Source organism: Solwaraspora sp. WMMD406, assembly GCF_029626025.1.
Taxonomy (GTDB): Bacteria; Actinomycetota; Actinomycetes; order Mycobacteriales; family Micromonosporaceae; genus Micromonospora_E.
Genome location: NZ_JARUBF010000001.1, coordinates 3,454,164 through 3,470,995, shown reverse-complemented (window position 1 = coordinate 3,470,995; position 16,832 = coordinate 3,454,164). Strand labels below are relative to the sequence as shown.

Sequence of the window (16,832 nt, the reverse complement as noted above, 5' to 3'; positions counted from 1 at the left end):
TACCGGCCGGAACACCGCCACCGCCCGCCGCCACCGCCGCCATGGTCGCCCGTTCGGGGCATCCTCGGCCGTTTCCGACGAAATATCGCCACACGATGGCGTCACACGGCCGATACTCCACGTAGCGGGTCGCGGTTGTCATCGACCCCGCGTGGAGCAGGGGGTTCTCCACGCGTCAGCGGGCCGGCCCGTCCGATCGGGGGGTGGGACGGGTCGGCCCCCCGCTGCCGTACCGGACCGGGCGGGAATCATCCGAGCCGGCGGTGTCGACCCGGCCGATCGCGACGTACCGTCTGATCTCATGTCCGAACCGGCAGCCACCACCGAGGTCGACCCGCCCGCACCCGCGCAACCCGGCGCGCCCCGGCCCTCTACCGGGCCGCCGGCCACCCGCCGGGGCACCCGCTGGCTGCGCCTCGTCCTGTTGATCGTCGGACTGGTGTTGCTGCTGGTGATCGGCGGGGTCGCCGCCGGCGGCTGGCTGTACGCCCGGTCGGTCGAGTCGCGGGTCGACAAGGTGGAGATCTTCTCCGCGCTGCCGGAGGCGCAACGGCCGACCAAGGCCGTCACCGAGGCGACCAACTTCCTGATCGTCGGCAGCGACTCCCGCGATCCAGATCCGTCCGGGTCACGCACCGACACCATCATCCTGGCTCACCTGCCCGCCGACCGGCACAGCGTGCAGATGGTGTCGATCCCCCGGGACACCTGGGTCACCGTGCCCGACCCCGACACGCCGGACGCCGGGCGCGAAGACAAGATCAACGCGGCCTTCGCGACGGGCGGCACCCCCCTGCTGGTCCGCACCGTCGAGGACTTCACCGGGGTACGGATCGACCACGTGGTCCTCATCGACTTCGCCGGTTTCGCCGAGATCGTCGATGCCGTCGGTGGGATCGAGATCGCCGTCGACGAGGCGTTCACCTCGGTGCATCCGCCCTATCGACGGTTCGACGCCGGCCTGCGGCAGATGGACGGCGACACCGCGCTGGACTACGCCCGTCAGCGCAAGCAGTTCGCCGACGGCGACTTCACCCGGATGCGCCACCAACAGGAGATCATCGCGGCCGTGGTCGACCGGGCCGGCAGCAGCGGACTGCTCACCGATCCCGGCCGACTCAACGCGTTTTTGCGGGCCACCGCCGACGCGGTGAGCGTGGACGAGAGCACCTCCGTCTTCGACACCGTGTGGGCGCTGCGGCAGCTGCGCAGCGGCGACCTGACGATGCTCACCTCGCCGTCGGCGGGCACCGACCAACGCGGGGGCCAGAGCGTCGTCCTGCCGGACGAGTCCGGCGTTGCCGCGCTCTACCAGGCAATCCGCGACGACGACCTGGACGAGTGGCTGCGGGAGAACCCTGACGCCGGCAGCTGACCGGACAGCGGGTCGGCCGGACGGAGCGCTCACCCCGGCCGGCCACGCCCCCGGTGCTCCTTGGTGATCCGCTTCCACTTGGCCCGCTCGGCGGCGGCCAACCGGACGTCACGCCGGCGCATCTCGTAGGCCACCTCCCGCTGCAGCCGCTGCCAGTTCTCCCACCGGCGCGGCGGCAGCTCACCGGACTCCAGCGCGGCCCGTACCGCGCAACCCGGTTCGGTGCCGTGCCCGCAGTCGCCGAACCGGCACGCGGCGGCGAGCTCGGTGACATCAGCGAACGCCTCGTCGAGCCCGTCGGCGGCGGCCAGCAGCCCCACCGCCCGGACGCCCGGGGTGTCGAGGACCGTGCCACCGCCGGGGATCGGGATCAACGCGCGGTACGTCGTGGTGTGTCGGCCCTTGCCGTCCACCCGCCGGATGGTCTGGGTGACCATCACCTCGGCCTGCGCCAACGCGTTCACCAGGGTCGACTTGCCCGCACCGGACGGCCCGAGCAGCCCCAGTGTCCGGCCGGCGGCGACGTACGGGCGCACCTGCTCCAGACCGTCACCGCGCTGGGCGCTCACCGCCAGCACCGGCACTCCCGGCGCGGACGCCGCGACCTGCCGGACCACGACGTCCGGATCGACGACGGCGTCACACTTGGTCAACACCACCAGCGGCTGGGCACCGGATTCCCAGGCCAGGGCGAGGAACCGTTCGATCCGGCCGACGTCGGGCGAGGGATGCATCGGCTCGACGACCGCCGCGGCGTCGACGTTGGCGGCCAGCACCTGCCCGGTGGAGTCCTTGTCGGCGGTCCGGCGTACCAGCGCGGTCCGGCGCGGCAACACCCGCTCCACCGTGATCCGCTGATCGGGCCAGGTCCGCACGGTCACCCAGTCGCCGGCACAGGGCAGGGCGACCGGATCGTTGGCGGCGGCGGTGAGGACGGCGCCGGCGACACTGGCCCGCACCGGACCGTCGGCGACGAGTACGGTGCAGACCCCGCGGTCCACCCGGGCCACCCGGCCGGGTTGATCGCGGCTGTCGGACGGGGTGAGGGCATGACGGTAAAAGGCGTCCCAGCCAAGGGACGATAGATCGAAGTTCATTAGAACCCTTGTCAGGTTGAGGGGTGCTCTCCGGTGAGGCGGAGTGGGCACCGGGTGAAAGGATCGGCGGGCGAACCGCAGGGCACCGTCATGGCCGCCGCCACCTCCTTCCTGAGTCCTGCCTGACGCGTCTGACGGCAACGGTAGCCTTCATCCGGCATCCCGGAAAACCCATTTCCGGACCGGCCGCGAAGCACAGGAGGACGCGTGTCCTACCAGGGAGACGTCACACCCGGCGGACCGCCCGACGTACGGGAACTGGACGCGTTGACGATCACCAAGGTGGCGGTCGGGCCGATGGCGAACAACGCCTATCTGCTGCGCTGCCGCCGTACCGGCGAGCAGGTGCTCGTCGACGCCGCGAACGAGGCGCCCCGGCTGTTGGAACTGATCGGCCCGGCCGGGCTGACCACCGTCGTCACCACCCACCAGCACATGGACCACTGGGTGGCGTTGGAGGAGACGGTGGCGGCCACCGGCGCCGGGTCCCTGGCCCATCCGGCCGACGCCGACGGGCTGCCGGTGGTCACCGCCACGATCGACGAGGGCGACCGGGTCCGGGTCGGCGAAAGCGACCTGGAGGTCGTCCACCTCGTCGGGCACACGCCGGGTTCGGTCGCGCTGCTCTACCGCGATCCGGGCGGAATCCCGCACCTTTTCACCGGAGATGCCCTTTTCCCCGGCGGCGTCGGCAACACCCGGGGCGACCGGCAGGCGTTCGAATCGCTGATCGGCGACGTGCAACGCAAACTGTTCGACCGGCTCCCCGACGACACCTGGTTCTATCCCGGCCACGGCCGGGACTCGACCCTCGGCACCGAACGGCCGTCGCTGCCGCAGTGGCGGGCGCGCGGCTGGTGAGCCGACTCGACAGGTGCGGCTTTTGTTCCTATTGACCTAAACCGTCCGTCGGCCGCCGGTGACCGCCAGCACCTCGCCCGTGGTGTAGCTGGACTCCGACGAGGCGAAGAAGACGAACGACGGTGCCAGCTCGGCCGGCTGCGCCGGACGGCCGATCGGTGACTGGGTGCCGAACTTCTCCACCGCGTCCGGTGGCATGGTCGCCGGGATCAGCGGCGTCCACACCGGGCCGGGCGCCACCGAGTTGACCCGGATGCCCTGATCGATCAGGTTGGCGGCGAGACCCTTGGTGAAGTTGACGATCCCCGCCTTGGTGGTGGCGTAGTCCAGCAGCGGCGGCGACGGGTCGAACGCCTGGATCGACGACGTGTTGATGATGCTGGAACCCGCCGGCATGTGCGGGATCGCCGCCTTGCAGATCCAGAACATGGCGTACAGATTGGTTTTGAGCACGCGGTCGAACTGCTCGGTGGAGATCTCCGCGATCCCCTTCTCCTGCGCCATCTGGTACGCCGCGTTGTTGACCAGGATGTCGATCCCGCCGAGTTCCTCCACCGTCCGACGCACCAGGTCGAGACACTGGTGCTCGTCGGTGATGTCACCGGGCAGCGGTACGGCCCGACGCCCGGCGGATTCGATCAGCCGGATCGTCTCCCGGGCGTCGGACTCCTCCTGCGGCAGGTAGGAGATGGCCACGTCCGCGCCTTCCCGGGCGAACGCCAGCGCCACCGCCCGGCCGATGCCGGAATCACCGCCGGTGATCAGGGCACGCCGGTCGGTCAGCTTTCCGGTGCCCTGGTAGCTCTCTTCGCCGTGGTCGGGCCGTGGGTCCATCTTCGCGCTGGTCCCGGGCGGGTTCTGCTGCTGCGTCGGCTGGCCCTGCCGCTGGCCGTACTGCTCCGTCGGGTCCTGTCGGGTGTGCTGGGAGTCGGTCATGGTCTTCTCACCTCGCGGTACGGACGGGCGGAGTCGATAAACCCCGTACCCGTACCAGCGGGGACGAAAACCGGCACGGACGGCGATCAGATCCCCGGGCAGACGGGGGTTTGCCACCGGGTACACCGGGCAGTCGCCCGACGCGGACGGGCCGACGTCAACGGGCCGACGTCAACGGGCCGACGTCAACGGGCCGACGTCAACGGGCCGACGTCAACGGGCCGACGTGCCGGCCGAGCGGGCATGGGCGGCGGCGGAAACGGCGGAAGTCGAAGGGGCGCGATGGGCGGGGACCGGCCGGGGAGCGGCGACGAACGGCGGGCGGACCGCCAGGACGAACCGCCGCGTCTCTGGCCCCTGATCGTGACGACCGGCACGGTGACCGTACTGGCCGTCACCGGCGTGCTGCCCCGATGGCCGGGACTGGCACACCTGGTCGCCATGCCCCCGATCGACCTCTACACCGACCTGCGGCTCCTGCTCACCAGGGCACCGTCCGTACCGTGGTTCGCCGCCGGCCTGGTCGGCGCCGTCGCGGTACGGGTCGGCGTGCTCGCGCTGATGCTCGGTGGGCTCACCTGGCGACGGCTCCGGCTGGCCGCCACCATCTACCTCGCGGTGCTGCCGGTCCTGCTGCTCGCCGCCGAGGTCACCTATATCGCCGCCGCGGTGCTCTACTCCCGGCTGTTCTGGCCCGGCGTCGGGGTGCTGGCGCTGGTCGCGGCGATCGTCGCCCCGATGCCGTGGCAGGGCAGCACCCGGCTGCGGTCCGCCTGGCGACGGAGCTGGCGGACCGGCCTGCGCGTGTGGGTCACCATCCCGTACGTCGTGCTGCTGGTTGGTGTCGGGGTGCTCGCCGAACGGTATCCCGCGCTCACGGTGGCGACGGTCCCGGTGTCCGGGCTGCTGACCGCGACGGCGATCCGGCTGCTGTCCCGGCCGGCACCCGCGTATCCCCGGCTGCGACTCGTCGCCGCGACAGCGGCCTTCCTCGTCGCGACCATGGTGTTCATCGCCACCCGGACGGTCCGGCCGACCGATCCGGCACCACCGCGCGCCGGATCGATCCTGCTGATGTCCGGCATCAACTCGGCCTCAGGTCGGGGCACCATCTTCGGTACCCGCACCGATGTGCTCGGCTATACCTGCGCCCAGACCTTCTACTTCTCCTACGCCGGCACCGGCGACGGCCAGCCGCAGGGCCGCGCCACCTGCCCGATCCGCACCGGCGCCCCCTACCAGCGGTCGGACACCCAACGGCCCTTCGCCGAACAGGTCGAGACCTTCGCCGACCAAGTCCGCGACCTGCCCCGTCCGCTGGTCGTCGCCAGCCATTCGCATGCCGTCTGGGTGGCCTGGGCGGCGCTGACCACCGACGCGACGGACCGGGTCGACACGCTGATCCTGATCGGCCCGTTCCCGGACAGCCCGGCCCACTACCTGCCGGCGGGGCGCAACGGACCAGGTCGGGTCGGCAGCGATCTGCTCCGCCTGCTGGTGCCGATCTCCGACTGGGTCGACTTCCACTTCGAACCCGACGCACCGGCGGCCCGCGAGTTGCTCGCCCCGGCCAACGGCGGCGCCGCCGTCCTCCGTACCTCCCTGCCGCCACGGGTGCGCTCGCTCGCGGTGACCTCGGCGACCGACCTGCCACTGATGCCCGACGGCTGGCGGCTACCGGTCACCCGCAACGCCTGCCCGATCCGCGAGGCCCACCCATACCTGCCCGACACCCCCGCCTTCTACCACGAGGTCGACCGGTTCCTCGCCGGCCGGCCCGGCCTGACCTGCCCGCCGTGGCGTACCTGGGGCAGGCCGATGGCGCTGCCGTTCGGCGTACCGGCGACCGGCTGACCTCGACCCCGCCCTCGACATCAGGAGGACACGTGTCCCGTCACCTCGACCAGCAGATCGCGGTCGTCACCGGTGCGTCCAGCGGCATCGGCCGCGCCTGCGCCCACCGGTTCGCCGCCGCCGGAACCGCCCTGGTGCTGCTCGCCCGGCGCGGACAGGCGCTGGAGGCACTGGCCATCGAATGCCGTGGCCACGGCGCGCAGGTGCTGGTCGTACCGGTCGACGTCACCGACGCCGACGCCGTCGCCGACGCGGCCCGTGAAGCGGTGGCCCGGTTCGGGCGGATCGACGTGTGGGTCAACAACGCCGGGGTCAACCTGTACGGACCGGTCGACGAGTCACCCGCCGAGCTCTGGCACCAGGTGGTGCGGACGAACCTGTTCGGCACCTATCACGGCGTCCGGGCGGCGTTGCCGTGGCTGCGGGAACAGGGCACCGGCACGCTGATCAACGTCTCGTCGGTGCTGAGCTGGGTGCCGGCACCGCAGCAGAGCGCGTACGCGGCCGGTGCGCACGCCATTCGGGCGCTGAGCGCCTGCACCCGCCAGGAGGTGTCCGACGTGCCGGGCATCGCCGTGTGCTCGGTGCTGTCCGGGCCGGTGGACACGCCGATGTTCCGCAGCGCGGCCAACTGGACCGGACGGCAGGTGGTGCCGCCGAGCCGCCCGGTCGGGGCGGACCGGGTGGCCCGCGTCGTCGTACGGCTGGCCCGTCACCCACGTCGGGAGGTCACCGTCGGTGCCGGTGCCCGGCTCGGGGTGCTCGCCGGCCGGCTGCTGCCGGCGGTGACGGAGCGGGTGAGCGCGCTGACCGTGCCCCGCAGGCACTTCGTACCAGAGGCGGTCGCCTACACCGCCGGCAACCTCCGGCGGCCTGTTCCACTCGGGGCCCGCGTGGACGACGGCTGGTTGGCGGCACCCGCCACCGGAGCCGGCAACCCGCGAAAGGCCACGCGAAAGGCCGCGCGATGAGCCGCGCGAGGGGCCACGCGACGAAGCGACTACTGGCGCCGGCGCCGGCTACGGTGCCGGCGACCAGGTCGACCGTCGGCGAGGTCGAGGTACCGGCTCCGGCGAGCTGGCGAGTCCGGGCGGGTGCGCCCGCGCGGACGACCTGGACCATCGTCGACCGACGCTGGGATCGGCCGGCGGAGCTGGCCGGCGACGTCGCGGCCCGCCGACCGCCGATCGTGCTGGTACACGGGCTCGGGGTGGCGGCCGGGATGTGCGCTCCGTTGGCGCGACGACTCGCCGCCACCGGGCCGGTCTTCGCTCCTGACCTGCCGGGCCACGGGCACAGCGGCAAGCCCGTGCCGGTGCCGGACGTCGTCGAGCTCGGCGCCGCGCTGGCCGACTGGCTGCCGGCGGTCGTCACCGCCCCGGCCGTGCTGGTCGGGGTTTCGCTGGGCTGCCAAGTGGTCGTCGAAACCGCCGCCACGGCACCCGACTGGGTGTCGGCGGTGGTGCTGGCGAGCCCGATCGTCGATCCGGACCGGCGGCGGTGGCGTCACCAGCTGTGGCGTTGGCGGGCCGAGCAGTCCACTCAGTCATGGCGACTGAAACGTGTCCAGGTGGTCGACTACCGGCGGGCCGGGCTCGGACGGGTCGTGCGCACGTTCGCTTCGGCGCTCAGACAGCGGCCGGAGGACCGGATCCGGCAGGTCGCGGCACCGGTGCTGATCTGTAGGGGCACCCGCGACCCGCTGGTCGGCGACGCCTGGGCCAGCGACCTGCGCACACTGGCCCACCACGCCCGGCTACGGCGGCTTCCCGGCGTGGTACACGCCATGAGCCACGACAATCCGGTCGAGTTCGCCCGGGTGATCCACGGCTTCCTCGACCAGGTGGCCCGGTGTACGGGAGGTGTCGACGGTGTCCCCACCGAGGTTCCTGGCTAGCTTCGACTCCGCGTCGGCCATGCTGATGGCCACCGCCGCGTACCTGCGGGGCGAGTCCTTCCCCGCCCTGGGGCAGTCGACTCTGCTCAAACCGCTGGTCAAAGCGACCGACCTGCTGCCCCGCAAGGCCAAGGAGAAGGCCTTCATCGTCAGTGGCCTGACCGAGGCGGTACGCGCCGGTCGGATGAAGCGCACCGACGTGGAGGAGGTGTCGCGATGGGTCACCGGCGAGTACCCGGTGCGGCGCTACCCGGCTGTCGCGGTCGGCTCCTCCAGCGGCGCCCTGGTGCACCTCTGGGCGGCGCTGGGGGTGCCGTGGCTGCCGCAGACCTTCTTCATCCCGGTGGCGCAGCGGGTGCACCCCGACGATCCGACGGGCGCGATGCGCAAGGGAATCACACCGGGCCGGGCGCTGCTGGACGCCAATCCGGACATCCAGCTGCACCACATGCACGACGCCAACCAGGACCGGCTGATGGTGCGGGCGTTGACCTACTTCCGGTACAAGCGCCGCACGCTCGGGGCGGCGTACGAGGATTTCCTGCGGCAACGACTCGCACCCGGCGGGACCATCATCGTGGCCGACTGCCGCCAGCGGTGGCGCACGACCGTGATCGGTGACCGACACGTCTTCCAGCACGGGGCGGTCGGAGGCGCCACCGAGGAAGAGTTCCACCTGGGTAGCCACCGGGTGTCGGACTACCTGGCCCGCTACGACTCGCCCGTGCGCCGATGGACCGGACCGCAGCCGGACAGCGACAGCCCGGAGGCGGAATGGGGATTCGCCGGGGAGCTGGCCGAGGACATCGACCGGTTCGCCACCGCGAACGGCTACCGGGTCCGGCGCATCGTCTTCGACCGACCCTCGTCACCGTCGCCAATGGTCGCCGATCTCTACCGCTGGTGGTATCGGCTGCGCGGCATCCCGGCGAACCGGCTCCTAGTCGAATCGTTCATCGTGCTGGACCCGTGGTGGGCCCTGCGTACCGGGTCGGTGCCGTACTGGATGACGTTCAGCATGGAGCCGAGTCTGCGCGATGTGGAGGGTTATCTGGACGCCCGGGAGCCGTTCGCCGACATCCACCTGGCGCTGTTCCAGAACGGGGTGCCGGACGCGGTCGGGTGGCCGCCGCCGCACCGGTGGCAGGCGGTGCTGGACCGGGCCACCCGGCACGGCGGCTACCTCGGGCGGGATCTCACGAGCTTCCCGTACGAGATGTCGCTGTATGCCCGTTATGACGAGTCGCTCCGGGCGATCCCGGCCCGTTACCCGATGCCGGGTCATCTGACGCTGGCGCAGTTCGAGGATTTCCTCGCCACGGCCGGGGACTACCCCGGCCTACGGTGGGAGGACCTGACGCGAGCCCGGTAGGCCACCACCCGGCGCCGTTGCCGAGGATCCGGTGGTCGGCGCGACGGTTCAGTTCTGCAGGAAGCCCTGGGACACCCGGGCCTCGGCGAGCAGCCGCGCGCACGCACCCGGCTCGGACTCGGTGATCGTCGACACCGTCTGGTCGCCGGTCAGGCTCCGCAGGTAGGCGAGTTCCGCCGGGCCGATGTGCCGGACCTTGCCGCTGTCGTGGACGACGAAGATCGGGTTCGGGGTCTGGGTGGTGCACTGCACGAGGTACATGACGGTGTCTCCCGGGTCGTCGAGGTCGTCGATGATCCACCGCGGACGCTGTGGCGTCGGCGGCGGGTTGAGTTGCTGGGCGCGAGCGACGATGGCCGGCTTCTGCGCGACGATCGCCGGGCCGGGACACTGGCTGTGACCCCAGTCGAAGCCGTGCTCGGCACCCATGCTGTGGTGACCGAGTCCACGCTCGTCGGGACTGCTCGCGTTACGGATCGGGATGCCGTGCTCGCGGTGCGAGCGGGCCAGCAGCTGCGCGTTCGCCTCCAGCTGCTGCGGGGTCAGCCGGTCGGGCAGGAACCCCTCGTTCTCGATGCTCAGCCAGGCGCGGTTACCGGCACGTTGGGTCCATGCCCGAATCTCGGTGTCCACCATCTGCGCGATCCGGCCGTCCTTGGCGACCACGAAGTGCGACGACACCCGTGACGTCGGGTTACGCTGCCAGGCGATGGTGCCTTCGAAGTAGCCGGCGGCGATGTGCACCACGATGCCCCGGTGTTCGTCGAGTCGGTCGGCCGGTTCGTTCAGGGCACCGGTGCCGTTTCCGCTGTTGACGGTGGGACCCCGCCAGGTGGCGAGATCGGTCCAGATTCCCATGTGGTCGTACCTCCTTCCCCGGCTGGCCGCTCGGGCTCGCCGTTGTTCGACGGGTCACCGAACAACGGGGCCGAGGCCCTCCAGCCGTTTCGGATCCAACCGGGACGCACCGATCGGGCCGCCCCGGCGCAGGTGGGATCGGCCGGCCGACTCGTCGTCGACCGGGGCGATGTCGTCGGAAGATGTCGGCGAGATTAGTCCACTGTGTTCCCGCGCAGTCGGGCCACCGGGATCACCGCGCCCGGCACCGCCGTGCGGCGAGACCACCGGCGGACACGAAACCTCTCGTCGCCGTGGCGGTCGACGATTCCTCGCCAACGGTGCCTTACTGCGAGAGTACCGTCACAAGAGACGCTCTGACCAGGGGAAATAACTGAGAGTATTCAGAAAGTCACCAACATATGTGGTACGGCGAGACACCTCACGACGGGTCGTCGGCCTCGTCGACGTCCGCCTCGACGTCACCGTCGACATCCGCCCCCGGCGGGCCGGCGACGGTACGCGAGCCCGAGCCCGGTGCCGCGCGGACCTCGTCGCGGTGCGCCCGGGTGGTCTCCCCGATCGCGTCGAGAAACCGACGGATCGTCGCCAACTCGGCATCGCTGAACTGGGCCATCACCGCGTCCGTACGCCGACCGAGCGGAGCGAAGAACTCCGTCGCGAGCCGGGCACCCGGCTCGGCGTAGCGCAACCGCACCTTCCGTCGATCGTCCGGATCCCGATCGCGACGCAGGTGTCCGGCCCGCTCCAGGCGGTCGACCAGCGCCGTCACGGAACTGGAGGTGAGGCTGAGCTGGACGGCCAGCCCGCCCGGCGTGATCGGCGTCCCCGTGTTCTCGGCGTCCATCACCGCGATCAGCGCCTGCAGGTCGGTGGCATGCAGACCATGCAGCCCGGCGAAGGCATGCCCCACCTGGCCGGCCTCGACGGTGTAGCCGCGCAGCCGACGGATGATCTCCGCCACCACAGCCCGCCGGCCGGTCGGCCCGGCCCCCCACACGCCGGCACTCACCCCGTGATCCTCCCGTCGTCCGCTGGCGAAACCCTATCCCAACCCCGCTATAGTCTCGATGAACGAAATACTTGACCGTCGTAGTTTCGCCGCCGCCCACGATGAACGAGGTAACGATGGCCACATCGATCGGATCCCGCCTGACCGCGATCATCTGCGGCAGATGGAGCGCCTGGGCGATGCTGCTCGCGGCGGTCGCCTTCTCCGGCCTGGTCGTCACCTTCGCCGACGAGCCACGCACTGGCAACGAACCCACCGGAGCCCTCCCCGACACGGCCGAATCCGTCCAGGTCGCCGAGCTGCGCCGGCAACTCCCCGACGGACAACTGAACCCGGCCCTGGTGGTCTACTCCCGCGACGGCCAGCCACTCACCGCCGACGACGAAGACGTGATCGACACCTCCCGCGCCACGTTCGCCGACCAAGCCGTCGGCGGCGACGTCGGCCCCACCGTCTTCGCCCCCGATCGGACCGCCGCCCTGGTCGCCGTACCGCTCCCCGCCGAAATCGATCCGGTAGCGCTCGGCGACATCGTCGACCAACTCCGCGCCGACGCCCGCGCCGACCTGCCGGCCGGACTCACCGCCCAGGTCACCGGCGGCGCGGGCTTCACGGCCGACGTCGCCGCCGCGTTCGACGGCGCCAACGTCACCCTGCTCGCGGTGACCGTCGCCGTCGTCGCCACCCTGCTGCTGATCACCTACCGCAGCCCCTGGCTCTGGCTGGTGCCACTGGCCGTCGTCGGGACCGCCGACGTCGTCAGCAACGGACTGATCGCCATCGTCAGTCGCGCCATCGACCTGCGCATCGACCCGTCCACCACCGGCATCGTCGACGTCCTCGTCTTCGGTGCCGGCACCAACTACGCCCTGCTGCTCATCGCCCGCTACCGCGAGGAACTCCGCCGCGAACCCGACCGGCGACTGGCCCTGCGCCGCGCACTCGGCTCCGCCGGACCGGCGATCACCGCCAGCGCGCTCACCGTCGTGCTGAGCCTGCTGACCCTGCTCGCCGCCGTACTCGCCAACGACCGCGCCATCGGCGTCGCCGGCGCCGTCGGCATCACCACCGCCATGCTGTACGGCCTGATCGTCCTGCCCGCCGCGCTGTCGGTCTGCGGCCGCGGCCTGTTCTGGCCGTTCGTGCCCCGCCCCGGACAACCCGACCCCACCCGTACCGGGATCTGGGCCAGAGCCGGCACCCTGGTGTCCCGCCGCCCCCGCACCGTCCTGGCCGGATCACTGCTGCTGCTGGCGGTCCTCGCCACCGGACTGTTCGACGCCCGGATCGGACTCAGCAGGACCGAACAGTTCCGGGTCAGCGCCGAATCCATCGACGGCCTGGCCACCCTGTCCCGCTCCTTCCCGCCCGGCACCGCCGACCCGGTCGTCGTCGTCACCGACCCGGCCCGCGCCGACGCGGTGCTCGACGCGGCAACCGGCGTCGACGGCGTGGCCGGTGCCCGGCCCGCCGACGGCAGCGAAGACCTGGCCGTCATCGAGGTGGTCCTCACCGCCGAACCGGACAGCGCACAGAGCTACCAGGCGATCCGTGACCTACGGGCCGCCGTCGGCGCCGTACCCGACGCCGACGCCCTGGTCGGCGGAACGGTCGCGACGAACCTGGACACCCGCGAGGCCGCCCTGCGGGACCTGCGGGTCGTCGTCCCGCTGGTGCTGATCGTGGTCCTGCTGGTGCTGATCCTGCTGCTGCGGTCGCTGGTCGCCCCGCTGATCCTGGTCGGCACCGTCGTCGCCACCTTCTTCGCCGCCCTCGGCGCCGCCACCACCCTGTTCACCCAGGTCCTGGGCTATCCGGCACTCGACACCAACGTGCCGTTGCTGGCCTTCCTGTTCCTCGTGGCGCTCGGCGTGGACTACAACATCTTCCTGACCACCCGCGCCCGGGAAGAGACCCCGACCGCCGGCACCCGGCAGGGGATGCGCACCGCCCTGGCCGTCACCGGCGGAGTGATCACCAGCGCCGGGATCCTGCTCGCCGCCGTCTTCGCCGTCCTCGGCGTACTCCCGCTGGTCACTCTGACCGAGATCGGGATCATCGTCGGCTTCGGCGTCCTGCTCGACACCCTGCTGGTCCGGACCCTGCTGGTGCCGGCGATCGCCATGGTCATCGGCCGCCGGTTCTGGTGGCCGAGCCGCCTCGCCCGCCAGCCCGAACCCGTCGACGAAGTCGGGCACGACCACCGCCCACCGACGCTGACCGACGCCGACACGGTCCGCGCGTGACCCGCCCGTGGTGAACCCGACACACCCGCCCGTGGTGAACCCGACACCCGGGATTGGTCCCCCGATGCCGCGCCGGCAACCGCAGGCGGGAGGATAGGGTCATGCAGACCCGCTCCGATCTCCGCAACGTGGCCATCATCGCGCATGTCGACCACGGCAAAACCACCCTGGTCGACGCGATGCTGCGCCAGGGCGGCCAACTGCACGCCCGTGCGGAGCTGCCCGACCGGGCCATGGACTCGATGGACCTGGAACGGGAAAAGGGCATCACGATCCTGGCGAAGAACACCGCGATCACGTACGTGTCGGACCAGGGCGAACCCGTGGTGATCAACATCATCGACACCCCGGGACACGCCGACTTCGGCGGCGAGGTGGAACGCGGCCTGACCATGGTCGACGGCGTCGTACTCCTGGTCGACGCCAGCGAAGGTCCACTCCCCCAGACCCGGTTCGTGCTCCGCAAGGCGTTGCGGGCCCGCCTTCCGATCATCCTGGTGATCAACAAGGTGGACCGACCGGACGCCCGGATCAAAGAGGTCGTCGACGACACCTACGAACTCTTCCTCGACCTGGACGCCGACGAGGAACAGATCGACTTCCCGATCGTGTACGCCTGTGCCCGCGACGGCATCGCCTCCCTGACCCAGCCCGCCGACGGATCGGTGCCCGACGACAGCGACAACCTCGAACCGCTGTTCCGGACCCTGCTGGAAACGATCCCCGCGCCCGCGTTCGACCCCGAGGCTCCGCTGCAGGCACACGTCACCAACCTCGACGCCTCGCCGTTCCTCGGCCGGCTGGCGCTGTGCCGGGTCCGGCAGGGCACCATCCGCAAGGGCCAGACCGTCGCCTGGTGCCGCACCGACGGCAGCCTGCAGAAGGTGCGCATCTCCGAGCTGCTGATGACCGAGGGCCTGGAACGCAAGCCCGCCGAGTCCGCCGGGCCGGGCGACATCATGGCGGTCGCCGGCATCCCCGACATCATGATCGGCGAAACCCTCGCCGACGCCGACGACCCCCGGCCGCTGCCGCTGATCACCGTGGACGAGCCGGCGATCTCAATGACCATCGGCACCAACACCTCGCCGCTGGCCGGCAAGGTCAAAGGCTCGAAGGTCACCGCCCGGCTGGTCAAGGACCGGCTGGATCGCGAACTGATCGGCAACGTCTCGCTACGGGTGCTGCCCACCGAACGCCCGGACGCCTGGGAGGTCCAGGGCCGTGGCGAGCTGGCGCTCGCCATCCTGGTCGAGCAGATGCGCCGCGAGCAGTACGAACTGACCGTCGGCAAGCCGCAGGTGGTGACCCGCGAGATCGACGGACGGACCTGCGAGCCGGTGGAGCGGCTGACCATCGACGCACCCGAGGAATACCTCGGGGCCATCACCCAGCTGCTGGCCACCCGCAAGGGCCGGATGGAGCAGCTGGTCAACCACGGCACCGGCTGGATCCGGATGGAGTGGCTGGTGCCGGCGCGCGCGCTGATCGGCTTCCGGACCGAGTTCCTCACCGAGACCCGGGGCACCGGCATCCTGCACCACGTCTTCGAGTCCTACGAGCCGTGGTTCGGCGAGCTGCGGACCCGGCCGACCGGGTCGCTGGTCGCCGACCGGACCGGCGTGGCGACCAGCTTCGCCATGTTCAACCTGCAGGAACGCGGCTCCCTGTTCGTCGAACCGGGCACCCCGGTCTACGAGGGCATGCTGGTCGGCGAGAACTCGCGGGCCGACGACATGGACGTCAACATCACCAAGGAGAAGAAGCTCACCAACATGCGCTCGTCCACCGCCGACGAGCTGGAACGCTTGGTGCCGCCCCGCAAGCTGTCGCTGGAGCAGGCGCTGGAGTTCTGCCGCGAGGACGAGTGCGTGGAGGTCACCCCGGAGGCGGTACGGCTGCGCAAGGTGGTGCTCGACCAGACGGCCCGGGCCCGGTCGGCGGCGCGCCGCAAGCACCAGGGCTGACGCGGGCACCACCACCCGTACGACGAGAGGAGGGCCGGCTGCCTGCCGGCCCTCCTCTCGCGTCACGTCAGCGCACGCTGTCGCCGCACGCGGTCACTTCATGATGTCGGCGAGTTCGCGTTTACGGTCCCGGCTGGACTTGAGCAGGCTCACCACGGTGGTGACCGTCAGGGTGATGAAGATGAAGCTGAGTGAGAACCAGATCGGCACGTGCGGAGCCCAGCCGATCGGCTCTCCCCCGTTCAGGAACGACAGCGAGTTGTCGGCGAGCGCTTCCAGGACCAGCTTGACGCCGATGAAGCCGAGCACGATCGCCAGGCCGTAGCTGAGGTAGACGAGCCGGTCCAGCAGCCCGCCGAGGAGGAAGTAGAGCTGACGCAGCCCCATCAACGCGAACACGTTCGCGGTGAAGACCAGATAGGGCTCCTGGGTGATCCCGAAGATCGCCGGGATGGAGTCCAACGCGAAGATCACGTCGGTGGTGCCGATAGCGATCATCACGATCAGCATCGGGGTGAACATCCGCCGACCGGCTTCCGTCATCGTGGTGAGCCGGCCGCCGTCGTAGGCGCCCGAGATCGGCAGCACCCGTCGGCTCCAGCGGATCAGGGCGTTCTCGGAGAACTCGTCGACCGGCTCGCCCTGGCGGATCAGCCCGACCGCCGTGTAGATCAGGAACGCGCCGAAGATGTAGAACACCCACGAGAACTGGGAGATCAGCGCGGCACCGGCGGCGATGAACCCGCCCCGGAGGATCAGCGCCAGGACCACCCCCACCAGCAGCACCTTCTGCTGATACTTCCGGGGCACCACGAACCGGCTCATGATGATCACGAAGACGAACAGGTTGTCGACGGAGAGACTCTTCTCCGTGACGTAGCCGGCGAAGAACTCCCCGGCGTACCGGCCACCCGAGGTCGCCCAGACCCCGAGGCCGAAGATCACCGCGAGCACGATGTAGAACGTCGTCCAGAGCGCGGATTCCCGCATGCTGGGCTCATGCGGCCGGCGGACGATGATCAAAAGGTCGGCGATCAGCACTGCGGTCATCACGACCAGGGTGACCATCCAGACCCAGGATGGAATATTCAACTCGGACCTCCGGCAGACACACGACACCACCGACCTGGACCAGGCCGTCACGGCGACCCGGTCCTGTGGAGATGCGCACAGCAGTGACTGACGGAGGTCTCTCCCGCCCCTGACCGCACCGGACGAGCCGGGCGCGCAGGAACCGCAGGTGCCGGGTTGGTCGGACGAATCCGGTCAACCGTGCTGACGACACCAGCGCGAAGGAATACTCCCCTCCCTTTGCCGCCATTGTGGCGTACCCGTCGGGTCTTGAACACACCGACCG

Annotated in this window: 12 protein-coding genes and 1 pseudogene; 8 read left to right on the top strand and 5 right to left on the bottom strand. The window is 70.7% G+C overall.

Going from position 1 to position 16,832, the window contains the following annotated elements; all coding sequences use genetic code 11:
* The first annotated feature begins 301 nt into the window (after nt 1-301).
* Nucleotides 302-1,375: an LCP family protein gene (locus O7632_RS15565; protein ID WP_278115101.1), complete on the top strand. Its 1,074-nt coding sequence runs from the start codon at nt 302-304 to the stop codon at nt 1,373-1,375.
* 29 nt (nt 1,376-1,404) lie between these two features.
* On the opposite strand, the gene rsgA is transcribed toward O7632_RS15565, so the two are convergent.
* Nucleotides 1,405-2,472 carry a ribosome small subunit-dependent GTPase A gene (rsgA, locus tag O7632_RS15560; protein ID WP_278115100.1) on the bottom strand — a complete coding sequence of 356 codons (1,068 nt, stop codon included), beginning with the start codon at nt 2,470-2,472 and terminating at the stop codon, nt 1,405-1,407.
* A gap of 207 nt (nt 2,473-2,679) precedes the next feature.
* On the opposite strand from rsgA, the gene O7632_RS15555 reads away from it, so the two are divergent.
* The gene (locus tag O7632_RS15555; RefSeq protein WP_278115099.1) at nt 2,680-3,333 is read left to right on the top strand and encodes an MBL fold metallo-hydrolase; all 654 of its coding nucleotides are present in this window, start codon (nt 2,680-2,682) and stop codon (nt 3,331-3,333) included.
* Between the two features lie 36 nt (nt 3,334-3,369).
* On the opposite strand, the gene O7632_RS15550 is transcribed toward O7632_RS15555, so the two are convergent.
* Nucleotides 3,370-4,269 (bottom strand): SDR family oxidoreductase, encoded by a 900-nt coding sequence (locus O7632_RS15550; protein ID WP_278115098.1) that lies wholly within the window; start codon nt 4,267-4,269, stop codon nt 3,370-3,372.
* Between the two features lie 282 nt (nt 4,270-4,551).
* Here O7632_RS15550 and O7632_RS15545 point away from each other — a divergent pair, with 282 nt between their 5' ends.
* From O7632_RS15545 to O7632_RS15530, 4 genes are read left to right on the top strand one after another with little or no spacing between them, the layout of a single operon-like run.
* The gene (locus tag O7632_RS15545) at nt 4,552-6,123 is read left to right on the top strand and encodes a hypothetical protein (protein WP_278115096.1); all 1,572 of its coding nucleotides are present in this window, start codon (nt 4,552-4,554) and stop codon (nt 6,121-6,123) included.
* Between the two features lie 32 nt (nt 6,124-6,155).
* Nucleotides 6,156-7,094, top strand: coding sequence for an SDR family NAD(P)-dependent oxidoreductase (locus O7632_RS15540; RefSeq protein WP_278115095.1), 939 nt, complete (start codon nt 6,156-6,158; stop codon nt 7,092-7,094).
* The gene (locus O7632_RS15535) at nt 7,091-8,020 is read left to right on the top strand and encodes an alpha/beta hydrolase (protein WP_278115093.1); all 930 of its coding nucleotides are present in this window, start codon (nt 7,091-7,093) and stop codon (nt 8,018-8,020) included. The genes O7632_RS15540 and O7632_RS15535 overlap by 4 nt, the downstream gene beginning before the upstream one ends.
* Nucleotides 7,995-9,392: a hypothetical protein gene (locus tag O7632_RS15530; RefSeq protein WP_278115091.1), complete on the top strand. Its 1,398-nt coding sequence runs from the start codon at nt 7,995-7,997 to the stop codon at nt 9,390-9,392. Before O7632_RS15535 ends, O7632_RS15530 begins: the two co-directional genes overlap by 26 nt.
* Nucleotides 9,393-9,440: 48 nt before the next feature.
* Here the strand turns inward: O7632_RS15530 and O7632_RS15525 are convergent, their stop codons facing one another.
* Together O7632_RS15525 and O7632_RS15520 are read right to left on the bottom strand one after the other, a co-directional pair.
* Complete coding sequence (locus tag O7632_RS15525; RefSeq protein ID WP_278115088.1) at nt 9,441-10,250, bottom strand: peptidoglycan recognition family protein; 810 nt, start codon at nt 10,248-10,250, stop codon at nt 9,441-9,443.
* Nucleotides 10,251-10,767: 517 nt separating this feature from the next.
* Nucleotides 10,768-11,262 (bottom strand): annotated as a pseudogene (locus tag O7632_RS15520) (MarR family transcriptional regulator); the annotation flags it as partial.
* Between the two features lie 116 nt (nt 11,263-11,378).
* Here O7632_RS15520 and O7632_RS15515 point away from each other — a divergent pair.
* Complete coding sequence (locus O7632_RS15515) at nt 11,379-13,508, top strand: MMPL family transporter (protein WP_278115085.1); 2,130 nt, start codon at nt 11,379-11,381, stop codon at nt 13,506-13,508.
* 101 nt (nt 13,509-13,609) lie between these two features.
* A complete protein-coding gene (typA, locus tag O7632_RS15510) occupies nt 13,610-15,475 on the top strand; it encodes a translational GTPase TypA (RefSeq protein ID WP_278115083.1) in 1,866 nt (621 codons plus the stop codon).
* A gap of 93 nt (nt 15,476-15,568) precedes the next feature.
* Here typA and O7632_RS15505 read toward each other — a convergent pair whose 3' ends face one another.
* Entirely contained in the window at nt 15,569-16,567 is a 999-nt protein-coding gene (locus O7632_RS15505; protein WP_278115082.1) for a TerC family protein, read from the bottom strand.
* Nucleotides 16,568-16,832 lie beyond the last annotated feature (265 nt).

Excerpts from the sequence above, each read along its gene's own strand:
- O7632_RS15565 (WP_278115101.1), top strand. The coding sequence starts at position 302 with ATGTCCGAACCGGCAGCCACCACCGAGGTCGACCCGCCCGCACCCGCG.
- rsgA (WP_278115100.1), bottom strand. The coding sequence starts at position 2,472 with ATGAACTTCGATCTATCGTCCCTTGGCTGGGACGCCTTTTACCGTCAT.
- O7632_RS15550 (WP_278115098.1), bottom strand. The coding sequence starts at position 4,269 with ATGACCGACTCCCAGCACACCCGACAGGACCCGACGGAGCAGTACGGC.
- O7632_RS15545 (WP_278115096.1), top strand. The coding sequence starts at position 4,552 with ATGGGCGGGGACCGGCCGGGGAGCGGCGACGAACGGCGGGCGGACCGC.
- O7632_RS15535 (WP_278115093.1), top strand. The coding sequence starts at position 7,091 with ATGAGCCGCGCGAGGGGCCACGCGACGAAGCGACTACTGGCGCCGGCG.
- O7632_RS15525 (WP_278115088.1), bottom strand. The coding sequence starts at position 10,250 with ATGGGAATCTGGACCGATCTCGCCACCTGGCGGGGTCCCACCGTCAAC.
- O7632_RS15515 (WP_278115085.1), top strand. The coding sequence starts at position 11,379 with ATGGCCACATCGATCGGATCCCGCCTGACCGCGATCATCTGCGGCAGA.
- typA (WP_278115083.1), top strand. The coding sequence starts at position 13,610 with ATGCAGACCCGCTCCGATCTCCGCAACGTGGCCATCATCGCGCATGTC.